This is a genomic window from Saccharopolyspora sp. NPDC002686, from assembly GCF_040295745.1.
Classification (GTDB): Bacteria; Actinomycetota; Actinomycetes; order Mycobacteriales; family Pseudonocardiaceae; genus Saccharopolyspora; species Saccharopolyspora oryzae.
Genome location: NZ_JBEOVY010000001.1, coordinates 28,887 through 44,734, shown reverse-complemented (window position 1 = coordinate 44,734; position 15,848 = coordinate 28,887). Strand labels below are relative to the sequence as shown.

Genomic DNA, 15,848 nt, shown 5'->3' with positions numbered 1-15,848 from the left:
GAGTTCAGCTGACGCGGTCGAGGAACTTGAAGAGCACACCTGCCGGGGGGAGGAACCACGGCGGGCCGAAATGTCCTGGCATGGCGCGGAACTTCAGGTCGCGCCACGGGTTGGCGGCCGGTTCGCCGGCGAGGACCTGGGCGAGCACCTTGCCCATGTGGGTGGCCATCTGCACGCCGTGGCCGCTGTAGCCGACCGAGTAGAACACCCCGTCGCGCTCCCCGGCGTGCACCATCTGGTCGAGGGACATGTCGACCAGCCCGCCCCAGCAGTAGTCGATGCGGGTACCGGCCAGCTGCGGGAAGACCTCGCGCATCGCGCGCTGCAGGATCCGCCCGCTCTTGCGGTCGGAGTCCTGGTTCGACAGGGCGAAGCGGGCTCGTCCGCCGAACAGCAACCGGTTGTCCGGGGTGATCCGGAAGTAGTACGTCAGGTGCTTGCTGTCGGAGGCGACCCGCCGGTTCGGCAGCAGCTCGTCGACCACCGCCGGGGAGAGCGGTTCGGTGACGACGATGAAGCTGCCGATCGGCACGATCCGCCGCTGCAGCCACGGGGTCAGGTTCCCGGTGTAACCGCTGGTCCCGACGACGACCTGATCGGCGCGGACCGTGCCGAGCTCGGTGCGCACGTCGTGGGCGTGCTCACCGCGCCGGACCAGCTCGACGACGCGGCATTCCTCGTGGATCGACACGCCGTTCGCCGCCGCCGAGCCGGCCAGCCCGGCCGTCAAGCGGCCGACGTGCACGGCCGCGCCGAGCGGATCGACCATGCCGCCGTGGTAGTACGGGCTGCCGATCTCGTCCCGGAGCCGGGACGGCGGCACGAGCCGCACGTCCTGCCCGGCCATGGTCCGCATCAGCTCGGCGGATTCCTCGAAAGCCCGGTAGTGCGACGGTTTCGCGGCCAGCGTCAGCTTCCCGGTGCGCTCGAAGGAGCAGTCGATCCCCTCGGTCCGAACCAGTTCTTCCAGCGTGTCGATCGCGTCGTTGTAGGCGCGGAACATCGCCGTCGCCGGTCGCTCGCCGTATCGCTGGACGCCGGTGGCGAACGAGATGGCCAGCCCGGTGGTGGCCATCCCGCCGTTGCGCCCGGAGGCACCCCAACCGACGGTGTGCGCGTCCAGCAGCGCGACCTGCGCACCGCGGCGAGCCAGGTGCACGGCGGTCGACAGACCGGTGAGCCCGGCACCCACCACGACCACGTCCGCCCGCGCCGGGAGTTCGTTGCGCCGGAAGTCACCAGCGGGTTTCGCGGTGTCCAACCAGTACGACAGCAGCTTCACGAGGTCCTCCGATGTCCTGGTTCACAGACCGAGCAGCGGCGGCACGCCGGCCAGGTCGGTGGTCTCGGCGTACTCGTAGAACGGAACCGACGGGTCGTAGCCGCGGTTGACGTACACCTTGTGCCGGATGCGCAGCTCGTGCGCCGGGATCACGTCGTACCAGATGTGCGAGGAGACGTGCAGGATCTCGTCCCGCTCCGCGCCGAGCTGGTCGAGCATGTACTCGAACGCCCGGTAGCGCGGCTTGTACGCGCCGGCCTGCTCCGCGGTGAACACCCGGTGGAAGTCCACCCCGAGCTGCTCGACGTTGTTGCGGAACATCGCATCCGCGGCGTTGGAGAGGATGACCAGCGGGTAGGCCGCGGCCAGTTTGCCGAGCGCTTCCGGCACTTCGGGATGCGGTCCCCACGAGCCGACCGCCTCGACGATGGTGTCGGCGTCGCCGGCGCGGTACTGGATCCGCCACCGGTTGCAGGCCCGCTGCCAGGAGTCGCGGAGGACCTGCTGGTAGGGCTTGTACTCGCCGATGACCTCGTCGATGCGGTAGGCGCGGAAGTCCTTGATGAACGTCGGGGTGTCCTCCGGCGCGATGCGGTCCGCGATGAGGGGGAGCACCGTCTCGGTCATCTGGAAGTTGGTGAGGGTTCCGTAGCAGTCGAAGGTGATGTACTTGGGGGTGTAGCCGAGCAGGTCCATGCGGAGCCTTCCCTTCGGTGCTTACTGGTTCGCCACGGTGAGCGAGTTGGTCACCGCGTACCTGGCCATCGGGTCGTCGACGAATCCGCGCACGGAGTTGCGGTGCGCGGCGAAGGTCTGCTCGTGCACCACGAAGGCGGTGACGGCGTTGTCCTCGAGCTGTCGCGCGATGTCGGCGTAGACGGCGTTGCGCTCGTCGGGCGTGGCCATCGCGTTCGCGGAGTCGAGCGCGGCGTCCACGGCCGGGTCGCAGAACTTGCTGATGTTGAACCCGCCGTTGCAGCTGTAATCGGCGGTCAGGTAGCCGATCGGATCGGCGATGTCGGTGAGGTGGTTGCGGGACAGCAGCGCCAGGTCGTAGTTGCCGTCCAGCAGCGTGGGTTCGATCGCGGAGTAGTCGCTCATCCGCACCTCGACGGTGATCCCGATCGCGGCCAGGTTGGCTTGGACAACTGCGGCCAGGTCGCCGAACTCCGGCCGTTCGGCGTAGGCGAGCAGGGTCAGCTTGAGCTGCCCCGGGGCGTATCCGGCGTCGGCGAGCAGCTTCTTGGCCTTCGCGACGTCCTGCGCCGGCGGCTTGGCGCCTCGCGGTGCCCACGCTTCGTCGGGGGAGAACGGTCCCACAGCCGGTTTCGCGCCGTTGTCGTAGACGCTCGTGGCGATGGCCCCGAGGTCGAGCGCGGCCTGAACGGCCTTGCGCAGCTCGGGTTTGTCGAACGGGGCGCGGGAGTTGTTGAAGTACAGGCCGGTGGTGCGAGGGGTGAACGCCTCGGTCACGGCGAGCTCGCTGTTGCTGCGCAGCTCGGCCAGCTTGGTGGCGGGGATGCCGAGCGCGATCTGGGATTCACCGGTCTGCAGCTGGGTGGCTCGGGTGGTGCCTTCCGGGGTGAACCGAGCCTCCACATGGGACACTGCAGCAGGGGGACCCCAGTAGTTCGCGTTGCGCTCCAACGTCATCGATTGGCTCGGTGCCTCGGAAACCGGGGTGTACGGGCCGGTGCAGTGGCGAACGGGGTCGATGCCGGAGTCGGTGTAGGCCGCGGGGGCGAGGATCCCGGTGTTCGCGCTCGCCAGCCGGAAGGGCAGCAGCGCGCTCGGTTTTCCGGTGGTGATCCGCACGGTCGACGGGTCGAGGGCGTCCACGCCCGCGATCACCTTCGGCGTGAACGCGCGCGGCGGTGCCTCGGCCTTGAGCAGTCGCCGCAGCGAATCCGCCACCGCGGCCGCGGTCAGGTCGGTGCCGTCCTGGAACTTGACGTTCTCGCGGAGCTTGAAGTCCCAGGACGTCGGGCTGCTCTGCTGCCAGGACGTGGCCAGCATCGGTTTGAGCTCGCTCGCTCCGGCGTCGTAGGTGAGCAGCGTTTCCAGGCAGCCGACCTGGCTGAGCACCAGGGCGTCGTCGGTTTCCAGGGCGTAGTGGGACTTGGGGGTGAACTGGAGGTTGATCACCAATCCGCCGTCGGCGCCGCCGGGGGAGCCGTTCTCGAAGGTGCCGCAGCCGGCCAGCGCCAGTGCGGTCGCCGCGGTGAGGGCGGCGTAGCGGACGAGTCGTGAGCTTCTCATGGGAACCACCTGGGGAGGGGGACAGCCGCCGGTAGATCACGACCGCCAGGCGTGTGCGTCGATCTCGTGGTCGGTTCCGGGCGACGGGCGCCTCGTCGACTTCTCGTCTCCCGCTCCGCTGCTCGCCGGAAGTCCTGGCCATCGGCGAGGACGGGGCAATCGCGGCGCACTACTGGCAGCTGCTGCAACGGTGCGGACGCCGACCGCTGGGGAGAGCGGCCGACCGAGGTGAGCCGGATGATCGGCTCGGCAAGGATGCGGGCAATCATGTGGCAGCGATCAGGCGTTGTCAACAATTCCTTCTGCTGAGCGGATCGTTGACCGGTCACCTCTCGCCGGGATGCGTCTGAACGGGCGAAAAAGCTTTGCGCACCAGGAGTTTCGCGAGGAGTGTCGGTAATCCGCCGGGCCCGCTCGCGGTCTGGGCCACTTTGTTAACAACCTGGGTCGGACGTCTTGCGGAGCTCGTTCAGCGGTTGACGGTCCGGGCCGAGCATTTGTAACGTCTCACGTGAAACATCACGCGCTGAACATCTCGCGCGCTCCCACCACAGACGGGAATTCGGTCTCGATGAGCAGCGAAAACTCGACCAGTGCGGCCGGAGCTCGGGCAGTCGGCCACGAGCACGAACACGACGACCACGGCGCGCACCACGGACACGGACACGGACATGGGCACGGCCACGGTCATGGGCACGGCGACGAGCACGGCTTCCTGGCGAAGCTGAAGCACGTCGTGGTGCCGCATTCGCACGACGCCAACGAAGCCATCCAGTCGGCCGAGGAGACCAGCGGTCAGGGGATCCGGGCGGCCTGGATCGGCCTCGCCGGGATGATGGCGACCGCGATCCTGCAGATGGCGATCGTGGCGATCTCCGGATCGATCGCGCTGCTCGCCGACACCCTGCACAACCTCGGGCACGCGGTGACGACGATCCCGCTGGTCATCGCCTTCCGGCTCGGCAGGCGCGCGGCCACGAAGCGCTACAACTACGGCTACCGCCGGGCCGAGGACCTGGCCGGCGTGCTGATCTCCCTGGTGATCGCGGCCTCCGTGGTGCTGATCATCTGGGAGTCGGTGGACGCCCTGATCAACCCGCGCCCGCTGACCAACCTGTGGTGGGTCTTCGCCGCGGGTTTCGTCGGCGCCGCGGGCAACGAGATCGTGGCGATCTACCGGATCCGCACCGGCCGCAAGATCGGCTCGGCGGCGCTGATCGCCGAAGGGCAGCACGCCCGCGCCGACGGGCTCACCTCGATCGCCGTGGTGCTCGGCGTGGTCGGGGTGTGGCTCGGCTTCGAGCGCGCGGACGCCATCATCGGCCTGATCATCGCGCTGGTGATCGCGGGCATCCTGATCAGCACCATGCGCACCGTGTTCCGCCGGCTGATGGACGGCGTCGAACCCGGCGTCATCGATTCGATGACCCGCACGACCTCCGCCGTCGACGGCGTGGTGGCGGTGGACCGGGTCCGCGCCCGCTGGAACGGCCACCGCATGGAGGCCGACGCGGACGTCGCGGTGCCGGGTGATCTGACCGTCCTGGAAGGACACCGGATCGCCGACCGCGTCGAACACGAACTGCTGCACGCGACACCGCACCTCGAATCGGTCGTCGTGCACCTGCACCCGATCGTCGACGGAGCAAGACCAGCAGATCTGCACGAACTCGCCGGACACCACGCGAGCGCCGAAGCCCGCGCCGAGTACCGGGCGAAACTGGCCGCCCAGCAGTAGCGGCGGTTCCGCAAGCCAACACCGAACCGGAGGTTTGCGCCCATGCCAGCGAAGACCGACCACGACACCGGATACCTCGTCCGAGAACTCACCGCCGCCGACATCCCGGAAGCGCGAGCGCTGATGCTGCGCACCGTCCGGGAGGACTTCGGCGATCCCTACGACCCGGTCGTGCACGCCGACATCGACGACATGGCCGGCTGGTACCTCGAACCCGAGGCACCGTTCCTGCTCGTCGCCGAGGACCAGCGCACCGGTGAACTGCTGGCCACGGCGGGCATCCGCGGCGGGGAGCTGAAGGAAGGGCTCAGCCCGCCGCACCTGGTGGAACGCTACCGGGACGGTCGCACCGGTCAGCTCGTCCGCGTCTACGTCCTGCGCGAGCACCGGCGGCGCGGCATAGCGCGGGTCCTGATCCGCGAAGTCCTCGACCGCGTGCGGCGCGAAGGCCACTACGACACCGTCGCGCTGCACACCTTCCGCCACTCGCCGGGCGCGGTGCCGTTCTGGCTGTCCATCGGCTCGGTCCTGGTCGAGGACGACACCGCCGGGGTGTCCCGCGCGGTGTTCATGGAAATCCCGCTCGCCGTGCGCAACGCCGCATCGGTCTGATCGACGAAATGAGGAATTGACGATGGCCAAACGGCGTGACGTCTTCATCTACGTCTCCGAACCGGGCAAGGTCGACGAAGCCAAGGACTGCCTCCGCGACTTCCTGCGGTCCCTGGACGGGCATCCCGGTTACCTCGGCGGCTCGGTCCTGGAGGAAGTCGCGAACGAGCTGCTGCCGGGCACCCTCGTGCTGATCCTCGAATTCGAGTCCACCGAAGCGGCCCGCGCGTTGTGGCCGAAGATCGAGAACACCAGCAACCCGCTGTACCCCGACGACAAGTCCGACAAATCCCCGGACCAGGGCGCGGCGTTCTTCAACCGGGCCGAGCCGCGGCTGAAGTTCTCGCGCGGCAACGGTTCGCTGGCCCGCATGCTGCACGTCCACGCATCCGAGGTCGACGAGTTCGTCGCGGCCTGAGGGGTCTGATGTCCATGTCCCCCGAGGCGCAGCACGACGCCGACGTCGCCGTGATCGGACTCGGCGCGATCGGAGCCATGGCCGCGTGGCGGCTCGCCGTCCGCGGCCACGGCGTCCACGGCTACGAGCGGTTCGGCATCGGGCACGACCGGGGCGCGTTCTCCGGGCAGACGCGGCGGTTCTCCGTGCAGAGCCAGCGGGAACCGCGGCTCACCCCGCTCGCGCTGCAGGCGCTCGACCTCTGGCGCGGCTTGGAGAGCGCGACCGGGCGCAGCCTCCTGCACCTGGTCGGCGGCCTGATCCTCGGGCCGGCGGACGCACCGGCGCTCGTCGCCGCGCACGCTTCGGCGCGCGCGGCCGGCCTCGACCACGAGGTGCTGGACGGCGCCGAGCTCAAGGAACGCTTTCCGCAGCACCTGGTCCGAGCCGGCGACGCGGGCGTCCTCGACCCGAAGGCGGGTTTCCTGCGACCGGAGCTGTCGGTGGTGACCGCGGCCCAACGGGCCGAGGAGCTCGGTGCGGTCGTCTTCGACCACACGCGAGTGCTGGGCGTGGAGCCGGGAGCCGACGGCGTCGTGGTCCGGACCGAGACCGGTTCCCGGCGCTACGGCCACGTCGTGGTCGCACCGGGAGCGCGGGTGCGCGACGTCCTCCCGGCGATGCGCACCGCGGTGCTGCCCAGGCGCGTGGTGCAGGCCTGGTACGTGCCCGACGACGTCGACCGGTACCGCAGCGACGTCTTCCCGGTCTTCGAACGCGTCGGGGACGTCAACGCCTACGGCTTCCCGGTGGTCGACGGCGCCACGATCAAGATCGGCATCTACACCACCGGGCACCCCGTCGTCCACGACACCGACAACCCGCCGCTGACCGTCGGCAGGGAACTCCTGCACCTCTTCCGGGACGCCGTGGCGACCTACTTCCCCGGACTGCACGCCGACCCGGTGGCCACGACGATCGGACTGGAGGGCTACACCACCGATGGGCAACCACTGCTCGGCCCGCTGCCCGACGAGCCGCGGATCATCCTGGCCTGCGGCTTCTCCGGCGCCGGGTTCAAGTTCGCCCCCGCCATCGGCGACGTCGTCGCCGACCTGGTCACCGACGGTCGCACCCCGCGCGACGTCGACTTCCTGGCCCCGGACCGGCCGCTGGCGGCCTGGCCCCCGGATGCCCTGACGCCGGCGTGACCTGCCGCGGCGCTGCCGAGCGGTATCATCGCACCTGACATGTCACGAAACGTTTCAGGCAGCGCGACCGAGAGCGCCTACCAGCACCTCAAGCACCTGATCCTGACCAGCGAGCTGGCACCGGGGGAGGAGTTGCGCGAGGTCGCCCTCACCGAGACCACCGGGTTCGGCCGCTCCCCGGTCCGCGAGGCGCTGCGCCGCTTGGTGCAGGAGGGCTTCGTCGAGGTGCGCCCTCGGCAGGGCTACCGGGTCTCGGTGGTCACCCTGGCCAGCGTCCAGGACCTGTTCGAAATGCGACTCGTGCTCGAACCGGTGGCGGTCGAGCTCGCCGCGCAGCGCGCACCGCAGGAAGAGCTGGAGGAACTGCACGCGCTCGCCCACAAGACGTACGTGCACGGTGACACGCTCAGCTACGAGCGGTTCCTGCAGGACAACCGGGAGTTCCACGTCCGCATCGCCAAGGCGACCGGCAACGAACGCCTGGCCAGAACCCTGCAAGGCCTGCTCGAGGAGATGCAGCGGCTGTTCTTCATCAGCCTCGGCAACCGCGACCGCGCCGCGGAGATGGTGCACGAGCACCACGACCTCCACGACGCGCTCCTGGCCCGAGACGCTCCCCGGGCCCGCGAGATCGTCGTCCAGCAGATCGAAGCGAGCCGAGCCCGGGTCCTCGAAGGGCTCGTCTCCGGAACCGGGCACCCGAACCGGGCCGCCACCGGCATCGTCCTGGCCGACACCACCGCCCCCCGACGCCGCTGAACACCTGCCGGCCCCAGCGCACATCACGTCGACGGCGTGCAGTGCTAGTGCGTGACGGTCTCGCTAGATGATGTATCTGCCGGTTCCCGTCTTCAGCTACGCTGCCTGCCGTGTCCGCACGAACATGGTCACCCGATCCTGGGACGCCCGTAGTCGAGTATCGATCCGGCCGGGCGATGTTCATCGGCGGGCTGGCCATGTTCGTCTTCTTCGGGATGGCCTTCGTCTTCCCCGACATCGGGAACCCGTCGGGGACGTCGAAAGCCGATCTTTCTCCGGCCCTCGTGTCGTTCCTGTTCGGCGCGTTCGCGCTGGGCGGCCTGCTGGTGATGGTCGGCTCCGTCCCCCGCACGCATCGCTTCGCCGTCGATGAACGTGGACTGTGGTGGCGGGCCGGTCGCAAATCCGACCTGATCGCGTGGGACGAGCTGCGTGCCGTGCGCGGTCAGGAAGCGCGCCCGCCGGTCAAGGACGACCCGAACTCGAGGGCGGTGCGGTCGGCCCTGGTGCTCACCCCCGTGGACCGTCGCTTCGTCACCCGCCACAGCGCGCTGTTGCGACGCCTGCCCACTGCCGATCCGGAAGTGGAACTGAGACTGCCGGACACCACCACGGTCCGGCAGCTGGCCCAGGAGATAGCCAGAGTCCGGCCGGACCTGCTCCGCTAAGGCGTGCATCGAAGTGCTGGCCTGTTGATGTGCCATCGACCAAGACGATGATCTTTCCGGAGATCTCGTGGCCGGACACGCCTTAGTGGTCGGTGATGGTGGTTTCGGTGCGGTTGTCGGACCACCGGGTGTGGAAGGTGCCGGGTTCGTCGATGCGGTGGTAGGTGTGGGCTCCGAAGTAGTCGCGTTGGCCTTGGACGAGTGCGGCGGGGAGGCGTTTGGCGGCGAGTGAGTCGTAGTAGCTCAGTGCGGCGCCGAATCCGGGGATGGGAACTCCGGAGAGGGCTGCGGTTGCGACAAGTGGATCCGGCCCGCGTGACTCCCGAAGCTGTTGCGACGAAGACGAATTCGCGACTCGGTGCCCCGCATCAGGGGTGAGATCACGGCCTGCCGCGGGTGTCAGTCGCGGTCGAGGGCTGGGCGTTTGGGGTTGAAGGTCCAGCCCGGGATCAGGTGCTGCATCGCTGCTGCGTCGTCGCGGGCTCCGAGGCATTGCTCCAGGTAGAGCTCGTGGGCTGCCTGCACCCGGTCCACGTCGAGGACCACCCCGAGGCCGGGGGAGGCGGGGACGTCGATCCGGCCTTCGGTGATGCGCAGCGGATCCCGGGTGATCCGCTGGCCGTCCTGCCAGATCCAGTGGGTGTCGATCGCGGTGATCTCACCGGGGGCCGCCGCTGCGACTTGGGTGAACATCGCCAGGGACACGTCGAAGTGGTTGTTGGAGTGCGAGCCCCAGGTCAGGCCCCACTCGTGGCAGAGCTGGGCCACCCGCACCGAGCCGCTCATCGTCCAGAAGTGCGGGTCTGCCAGGGGGATGTCCACCGCTGCGGCGCGGATCGCGTGGTTGAGCTGCCGCCAGTCGGTGGCGATCATGTTGGTGGCGGTGGGCAACCCGGTCGCGCGGCGGAACTCCGCCATCGTCTCGCGACCCGAGTAGCCGCCCTCGGCGCCGCACGGGTCCTCCGCGTAGGCGAGGACGTCGCGCAGGGCGCGGCCGATCTCGATCGCTTCGGCCAGCTGCCAGCCGCCGTTGGGGTCCAGGGTGATCCGCGCTTCGGGGAACCGCTGCGCCAGCGCGGTGACGACCTCGGCTTCGGCCGGTCCGGGCAGGACACCGCCCTTGAGCTTGAAGTCGCGGAACCCGTAGCGCTGCCGCGCCGCTTCCGCCAAGCGCACGACCGATTCCGGTGTGAGGGCTTCCTCGTGGCGCAGGCGCAGCCAGTCGTCGTCGGGTTCGTCCGCCGGGCTCCGGTAGGCGAGGTCGGTTCGCTTCCGGTCGCCGACGAAGAAAAGGTAGCCGAGCACCGGCACCGAGTCGCGCTGCTGCCCGTCGCCGAGCAGTTCGGCCACCGGCACCTCCAGGTGCTGGCCGAGGAGGTCGAGCATCGCCGACTCGATCGCCGTGCCGGCGTGGACCGCGACGCGCAGGTCGAAGGTCTGCGCGCCGCGACCGCCCGCATCGCGGTCGGCGAACCGGGCGCGCACCTCGCCGAGGACCGAGCGCACCCGGGCGACCGGCCGTCCGACGACCAGGTCCGCCGCGTCGTCGAGCGTGCTGCGGATCGGTTCGCCGCCGGGCACCTCGCCGACCCCGGTCCGGCCTTCGGAATCGGTGAGGATCACCAGGTTTCGGGTGAAGTGCGGGGCGTGGGCCCCGCTGAGGTTGAGCAGCATGCTGTCGTGCCCGGCGATCGGGACCACCCGCATCGCGGTGACCACGGGCTGCTTCTGCGTCATGCGTTCCTCCGCACAAAACGGTTTTCGCAGCGCGGCTCGCCCGCCGCTGCCACGTCAGGCGATCGGGATGAAGACCTCGTTGAAATCGCGCGTCCCGTTCAGGAACGCCGGAGCCGGCGACCCGGCGCTGCCGGAGTCGGTCCTCGGCGATCCGGTGGGTGGTGTCATCACTCCTCCGGCACGCGCTCGACCAGGTCGGCCAGCGCGGCGAGTTCGGCGTCGTCCAGGTCGACGAGCGGCGGGCGCACCGGCCCGGCCGGGCGGCCGATGACCTTCATGCCCGCCTTCACGATGCTCACCGCGTACCCGGCGCGCCGGTTGCGGATGTCGCAGTACGGCAGCACGAACTCGTTCAGGTACCGGTACACCGCGGCGCGGTCCCGATCTCTGACCGCCCGGTAGAAGCGCAGCGCGAACTCCGGCACGAAGTTGAACATCGCCGACGAGTAGGTGGTCACGCCCAGTTCCAGCAGCGGCAGTGCGAACGTCTCGGCCGTGGGCAGTCCGCCGACGTAGGTGAGCCGGTCGCCGAGCCGGGAGTACAGGCGGGTCATCTTCTCCACGTTGCCGACGCCGTCCTTGAACCCGACCAGGTTCGGGCAGTCCTCGGCGAGCTCCGCGACCGTGGTGTCCTCGAAGATCGCGTTGGCCCGGCTGTAGAGGACCACCCCGAGCCCGGTGGCGGCGCAGACCGCCCGGACGTGCGCGGCGAGCCCGGCCTGGTCGGCTTCGGTCAGGTAGGGCGGGAGCAGCAGCAGACCGGCTGCCCCGGCGCGTTCGGCGGCGCGGGCCATCTCCACCGCCGTCGCGGTGCCGTACCCGGCCGGGGCGATCACCGGCAGCCCCGCAGGCACCTCCTGCACCGCGGCGGTCACCACCTGCTCGACCTCGGCCGGGGTCAGCGAGAAGAACTCGCCGGTGCCGCCGGCCGCGAACAGCCCGGCCGCGCCGAAACCGCTCAACCACCCGATGTTCTCGCGGTAGGCGGCCTCGTCGAAGCCGAGGTCGGGCCGGAAGTGGGTCACCGGGAACGACAGCAGCCCGCTGGCGAGCTGCCGGGCCATGCCGGTGGGCGAATACGCGGACATCAAAGATCTCCTCCGTGGGCGATTCCTGACGACGTCCTTGCCTGCTGCGTGGCCCGGCGGCTGGGCGGTGCGTTCGCCGACGAGCAGGAGCGACTTCCTGGTGTCTTCGGACGGTCGGTCTGCGGATGACAGTAAGGTGGCCCATCAATGCCCGTCCAAATCAAACAATGCATCTACTGATACCGGGGCAGCATCGATGTTCACGCTCAACCAACTCACGGGTTTCGTCGCGGTGGCCGAGGAGCAGCACTTCGGCCGGGCCGCGCAGCGGCTGCGCATGACCCAACCCCCGCTGACCCGGCAGATCCAGCAGCTGGAGAAGGAGCTCAAGGTCCAGCTGTTCGACCGCACCAGCCGCACCGTGCGGCTGACTCCGGCCGGCCGCGCGTTCCTGCAGGACGCGCGACGTCTGCTGCACGAGGCGGAGAACGCCGCGCTCTCGGTGCGGCGCGCGACCCTCGGCCAGGCCGGCATCATCCGCATCGGGTTCACCGCGACCTCGGCGTACGGGGTGCTCGGCGGCCTGCTGGCCACCGTTCGCGAGCACCTGCCGCACGTGGACGTGGTGCTGCACGAGCTGGTGACCCGCGACCAGGCGGAACGGCTGTCGGGCGGTTCCCTGGACCTCGGGCTCGCCCGCCCGCCGGCCGCGCGTCCCGAGCTGGCGTCGCGGCTGTTCCGCTCCGAACCCCTGCTGGCCGCGCTGCCGGACGGGCACCCGCTCGCGGATGGCTCCGAACCGCTGGAACTGGGCGAGTTCCACGGCGCCGACGTGGTGATGTACTCCCCGACGGAAGCGCGGTACTTCCACGAACTGCTCGTCACCGCCTTCGGCCGGACCGGGGTGCGGCCGACGTACGTGCAGCACGTCAGCCAGATCCACACCGCTCTGGCCCTGGTGCAGGTCGGGCTCGGTGCCGCGCTGGTGCCCGCCACCGCGGCACGGCTGCACTTCGAAGGCGTGCGCTTCCGACCGCTGCAGCTGCCCGAACCGGATCCGGTGGAACTGCACCTGGTCTGGCGCCGCGCGAACGACAACCCGGCTCTGCACGCGCTGCTCGATCTGCTCTGACCCGCCATTGTGGACACTCAGCGGCTCCTGGCGCGGACGAGCCGTTGCGCGAGCGGGAACAGCGCGACGACGGCCAGGAACACGAGCAGGGTGCCGGAGATCGGCCTGGTGACGAAGCCGGTCGGGTCCCCCTCGAACAGCAGCAACGACCGCCGCAGCGAGGTCTCCAGCAGCGAGCCGAGGACGAACGCCAGCACCAGGGGACCGGGTTCGAAGCCGAACTTCTTCATCAGGTAGCCGAGCACGCCGAACGCGATCACCAGCGCGATGTCGAAAACGCTGTTGCGAACGGTGTAAACGCCCACCAGCGTGATCAGCACGGTGATCGGCGCGAGCACCGCCGGGCGCACCCGCAGGATCTTCACGAACAGCCCGACCAGCGGGATGCTCATGATCAGCAGCAGGACGTTGCCGAGGTACATGGAGTTCACCACGCCCCAGAACAGCTCCGGGTCCTCGTCGACCAGCTGCGGGCCCGGCGTCACGCCCTGGATCAGCAGCGCGCCGAAGATCATCGCCATCGTGGCGTTGGCCGGAATCCCGAGCGTGAGCAGCGGGATGAACGACGACGTCGCTGCGGCGTTGTTCGCCGTCTCCGGCGCGGCCACCCCCTCGACCGCGCCCTGGCCGAACCGCTCCGGGGTCTTCGACCGGCGCTTCTCCACCGCGTAGGCCGCGAGCGAGGCGAGCGTCGCGCCACCGCCGGGCAGCACCCCGAGCACGAACCCGAGGACCGAACCCCGGCCGATCGCCCCGGCCGACTGCCGGAGGTCGCCGCGCGACGGCCAGGCGTTGGCGACCCGCGTGGCGGTCATCGTGCCCTGCTGCCGCTGTTCGAGGTTGTGGAGGATCTCGCCGAGCCCGAACACGCCCATCGCGATCGGCACGAAGTCGAGCCCGTCCGAGAGCGGCAGCAGGTCGAAGGTGAACCGCTCCGAGCCGGTGAACGCGTCCCGGCCGACGGTGGCCAGCAGCAGGCCGACGCACGCGGCGACGATCGCCTTCACCCGGCCGCCGTTGCTGACGGTGGCGACCAGCAGGATGCCGAGCAGGGCGAGGGCCGCGTACTCGGGCGGGCCGAAGTCGAGCGCGAACCCGGCGATCAGCGGCGCGAGCACCGACAGCACCACGATCGAGGCGGTGCCGCCGACGAACGACCCGATCGCCGCGATGCCCAGCGCGGTCCCGGCCCGGCCCTGGCGGGCCAGTGCGTAGCCGTCGAAGACCGTCACCACCGACGACGCCTCGCCGGGCAACCGCAGCAGCACCGAGGTGATGGTGCCGCCGTACTGCGCGCCGTAGAAGATGCCGGCGAGCATGATGATCGCCGTGACCGGCTCGACGTTGAAGGTCAACGGCAGCAGGATCGCGATCGTGGCGGCCGGGCCGAGCCCGGGCAGCACCCCGACCAGCATCCCGATCACCACGCCGATCAGGCAGTAGAGCAGGTTGGTGGGTTCGAGAACGACGCCGAACCCCTCGATCACCGGGGCCAGATCCATCGCCGCTCCTAACGGGAGTGTTGTGCACGGCGGCCGGAACCGGGAGCTCTTCTCCGGTTCAGAACAGGTGGGGGATGGGGACGTCCAGCAAGCCGACGAAGACCACGTAGAACCCGACCACGATGCCGAGGCTGCCGAGCACCGACATCCGCCACGACTCCCGGCCGAGGAACCGCAGCCACACGAACGCCAGCAGCGCGGCCGGGATCTCGAACCCGATCGCGGTGATCACCGCGGCGAAGCCGACCATGCTCGCGATCGCGGCCAGGACCGCCCAGCTCGCCGACGACATCCGCTCCGCGTCGCGCGTGCGCCGCGCCAGCAGTGCGAGCACGACACCGAGCACCGAGATCGCGAGGCTGACCAGGAACGGCCAGGTCCCGGCCGCCGGCTCCGCGGCGCTGCCCAGCCCCAGCGACCAGGACCCGACCGCGCCGCAGGCCCCGACTCCGACCACGACGAGCGCGACGACCAGGTTCGCGGCCATCCCGGCCGGGCGCTCGTGCTCCGGCTGGGCTTCGCTCACTTCGGCCCGCCGAGGCTGATCCCGTACTGCTGGGTCATGGCGCGGTAGCTCTCCAGCGAGCTGGTCCACTCCTGGACCACCTGCGCGCCGTCGACCTCGTGCGGGGTGAGCAGGTTGTCCTCGTTGAACTCGCGGTACCGGTCCGCGGCGAAGGTGGCCTGGAACGCCTTGCGCAGCCGTTCCACCCGCTCCGGCGGGGTGCCCTTGGGCGCGACCACTGCGCGGAACTGCGAAACCCGCACGTCGTAGCCCTGCTCCACGGCCGTCGGGACCTCCGGCAGGTACCGGCTGCGCTGCGCGGAGAAGGTGGCGATCGGGGTCAGCTGACCTGCCTCGATCTGGCTGATCGCCTCGCCGAGCTGGACGGAGGCGACGTCGACCTGGTTGCCGAGGACCGCGGTCATCGCCGGCGACCCGCCGTCGAAGGGAACCGCGGTGCCCGCGATCCCGGCCTGCTTGAACAGCAGTTCCTGGGACAGCTGGCTGCCGGTGCCGACGCCGGTCGTGGCGAACTTGAGGTCCCGGCCGGCCTGGACCAGGTCCGGTACCGAGCGCAGGCCCGAGGAGGAGTTGGCGACGAGGACGTAGTCGTCCTGGGAAACCCCGGTGATCACCTCGAAGTCGTTGATGTCGACGACTTCCTCCGGTGCGACCGCCAGCGGGGTGATCGAGGTCAGCGACGCGTTGAGGACCAGGACGTGCTGGCCGTCCGGCTGCTTGCCGGCGAGTTCCTTCGCGGCCAGCGCCCCGTTGGCGCCGGGCGTGTTGACCACCGGCATCGCGACGCCGAGGTCGTCGGCGGCGCCGTCGGCCAGGGCGCGACCGATGAGATCGGTGCTCCCGCCGGGGGCCTGGCCGACCAGCATCGTCACCGGTCCGCCGGGGAAATCCCCACCACCGCTGGACAGGTTCCCGCCGCATGCGGCGAGCGGTAGGGACAGCGCAGCGGCGAGCACGGACGGCAGAACTCTTCGGAGTGCGGGGACTTTCGACATCA

The 15,848-nt window shown here is 69.9% G+C and carries 16 protein-coding genes; 7 read left to right on the top strand and 9 right to left on the bottom strand.

From position 1 onward, the window contains the following. Positions 1-4: 4 nt before the first annotated feature. Genes ABTZ89_RS00215 through ABTZ89_RS00205 form a run of 3 tightly spaced genes read right to left on the bottom strand, consistent with a single transcriptional unit; the run spans position 5 to position 3,541 of the window. Complete coding sequence (locus ABTZ89_RS00215; protein WP_270948099.1) at positions 5-1,282, bottom strand: NAD(P)/FAD-dependent oxidoreductase; 1,278 nt, start codon at positions 1,280-1,282, stop codon at positions 5-7. Between the two features lie 21 nt (positions 1,283-1,303). Continuing rightward, on the bottom strand, positions 1,304-1,978 hold the full coding sequence (locus ABTZ89_RS00210; RefSeq protein WP_270948100.1) for a haloacid dehalogenase type II: 675 nt from the start codon (positions 1,976-1,978) through the stop codon (positions 1,304-1,306). A 21-nt stretch (positions 1,979-1,999) separates the two neighbouring features. Beyond that, positions 2,000-3,541: an ABC transporter substrate-binding protein gene (locus ABTZ89_RS00205; protein ID WP_270948101.1), complete on the bottom strand. Its 1,542-nt coding sequence runs from the start codon at positions 3,539-3,541 to the stop codon at positions 2,000-2,002. 571 nt (positions 3,542-4,112) lie between these two features. On the opposite strand from ABTZ89_RS00205, the gene ABTZ89_RS00200 reads away from it, so the two are divergent. From ABTZ89_RS00200 to ABTZ89_RS00175, 6 genes are all read left to right on the top strand, one after another. Next, on the top strand, positions 4,113-5,279 hold the full coding sequence (locus tag ABTZ89_RS00200) for a cation diffusion facilitator family transporter (RefSeq protein WP_351038439.1): 1,167 nt from the start codon (positions 4,113-4,115) through the stop codon (positions 5,277-5,279). Positions 5,280-5,321: 42 nt separating this feature from the next. Beyond that, positions 5,322-5,891: a GNAT family N-acetyltransferase gene (locus tag ABTZ89_RS00195; protein WP_351038437.1), complete on the top strand. Its 570-nt coding sequence runs from the start codon at positions 5,322-5,324 to the stop codon at positions 5,889-5,891. 22 nt (positions 5,892-5,913) lie between these two features. Beyond that, positions 5,914-6,309 carry a hypothetical protein gene (locus ABTZ89_RS00190; RefSeq protein ID WP_351038435.1) on the top strand — a complete coding sequence of 132 codons (396 nt, stop codon included), beginning with the start codon at positions 5,914-5,916 and terminating at the stop codon, positions 6,307-6,309. Positions 6,310-6,317: 8 nt separating this feature from the next. Then, positions 6,318-7,499 (top strand): N-methyl-L-tryptophan oxidase, encoded by a 1,182-nt coding sequence (gene solA / locus ABTZ89_RS00185; protein WP_351038433.1) that lies wholly within the window; start codon positions 6,318-6,320, stop codon positions 7,497-7,499. 39 nt (positions 7,500-7,538) lie between these two features. Then, complete coding sequence (locus ABTZ89_RS00180) at positions 7,539-8,258, top strand: GntR family transcriptional regulator (RefSeq protein WP_351038431.1); 720 nt, start codon at positions 7,539-7,541, stop codon at positions 8,256-8,258. Positions 8,259-8,473: 215 nt separating this feature from the next. Further along, positions 8,474-8,926 carry a hypothetical protein gene (locus tag ABTZ89_RS00175; RefSeq protein ID WP_351038429.1) on the top strand — a complete coding sequence of 151 codons (453 nt, stop codon included), beginning with the start codon at positions 8,474-8,476 and terminating at the stop codon, positions 8,924-8,926. Positions 8,927-9,008: 82 nt separating this feature from the next. Here the strand turns inward: ABTZ89_RS00175 and ABTZ89_RS00170 are convergent, their stop codons facing one another. The 3 genes from ABTZ89_RS00170 to kdgD form a co-directional block, all read right to left on the bottom strand. Continuing rightward, a complete protein-coding gene (locus ABTZ89_RS00170; protein ID WP_351038427.1) occupies positions 9,009-9,419 on the bottom strand; it encodes a hypothetical protein in 411 nt (136 codons plus the stop codon). Further along, on the bottom strand, positions 9,326-10,663 hold the full coding sequence (locus ABTZ89_RS00165) for an enolase C-terminal domain-like protein (RefSeq protein ID WP_351038425.1): 1,338 nt from the start codon (positions 10,661-10,663) through the stop codon (positions 9,326-9,328). The genes ABTZ89_RS00170 and ABTZ89_RS00165 overlap by 94 nt, the downstream gene beginning before the upstream one ends. 167 nt (positions 10,664-10,830) lie before the next feature. Beyond that, positions 10,831-11,751 (bottom strand): 5-dehydro-4-deoxyglucarate dehydratase, encoded by a 921-nt coding sequence (gene kdgD, locus ABTZ89_RS00160; RefSeq protein ID WP_351038423.1) that lies wholly within the window; start codon positions 11,749-11,751, stop codon positions 10,831-10,833. Positions 11,752-11,947: 196 nt separating this feature from the next. On the opposite strand from kdgD, the gene ABTZ89_RS00155 reads away from it, so the two are divergent. Continuing rightward, entirely contained in the window at positions 11,948-12,823 is an 876-nt protein-coding gene (locus ABTZ89_RS00155; protein WP_270948110.1) for a LysR family transcriptional regulator, read from the top strand. A gap of 17 nt (positions 12,824-12,840) precedes the next feature. Here ABTZ89_RS00155 and ABTZ89_RS00150 read toward each other — a convergent pair whose 3' ends face one another. From ABTZ89_RS00150 to ABTZ89_RS00140, 3 genes are read right to left on the bottom strand one after another with little or no spacing between them, the layout of a single operon-like run. Then, the gene (locus tag ABTZ89_RS00150; RefSeq protein WP_351038420.1) at positions 12,841-14,325 is read right to left on the bottom strand and encodes a tripartite tricarboxylate transporter permease; all 1,485 of its coding nucleotides are present in this window, start codon (positions 14,323-14,325) and stop codon (positions 12,841-12,843) included. A gap of 58 nt (positions 14,326-14,383) precedes the next feature. Then, complete coding sequence (locus ABTZ89_RS00145; protein ID WP_351038418.1) at positions 14,384-14,851, bottom strand: tripartite tricarboxylate transporter TctB family protein; 468 nt, start codon at positions 14,849-14,851, stop codon at positions 14,384-14,386. Further along, the gene (locus ABTZ89_RS00140) at positions 14,848-15,846 is read right to left on the bottom strand and encodes a tripartite tricarboxylate transporter substrate binding protein (RefSeq protein WP_351038416.1); all 999 of its coding nucleotides are present in this window, start codon (positions 15,844-15,846) and stop codon (positions 14,848-14,850) included. Before ABTZ89_RS00140 ends, ABTZ89_RS00145 begins: the two co-directional genes overlap by 4 nt. Between the last annotated feature and the right edge of the window lie 2 nt (positions 15,847-15,848).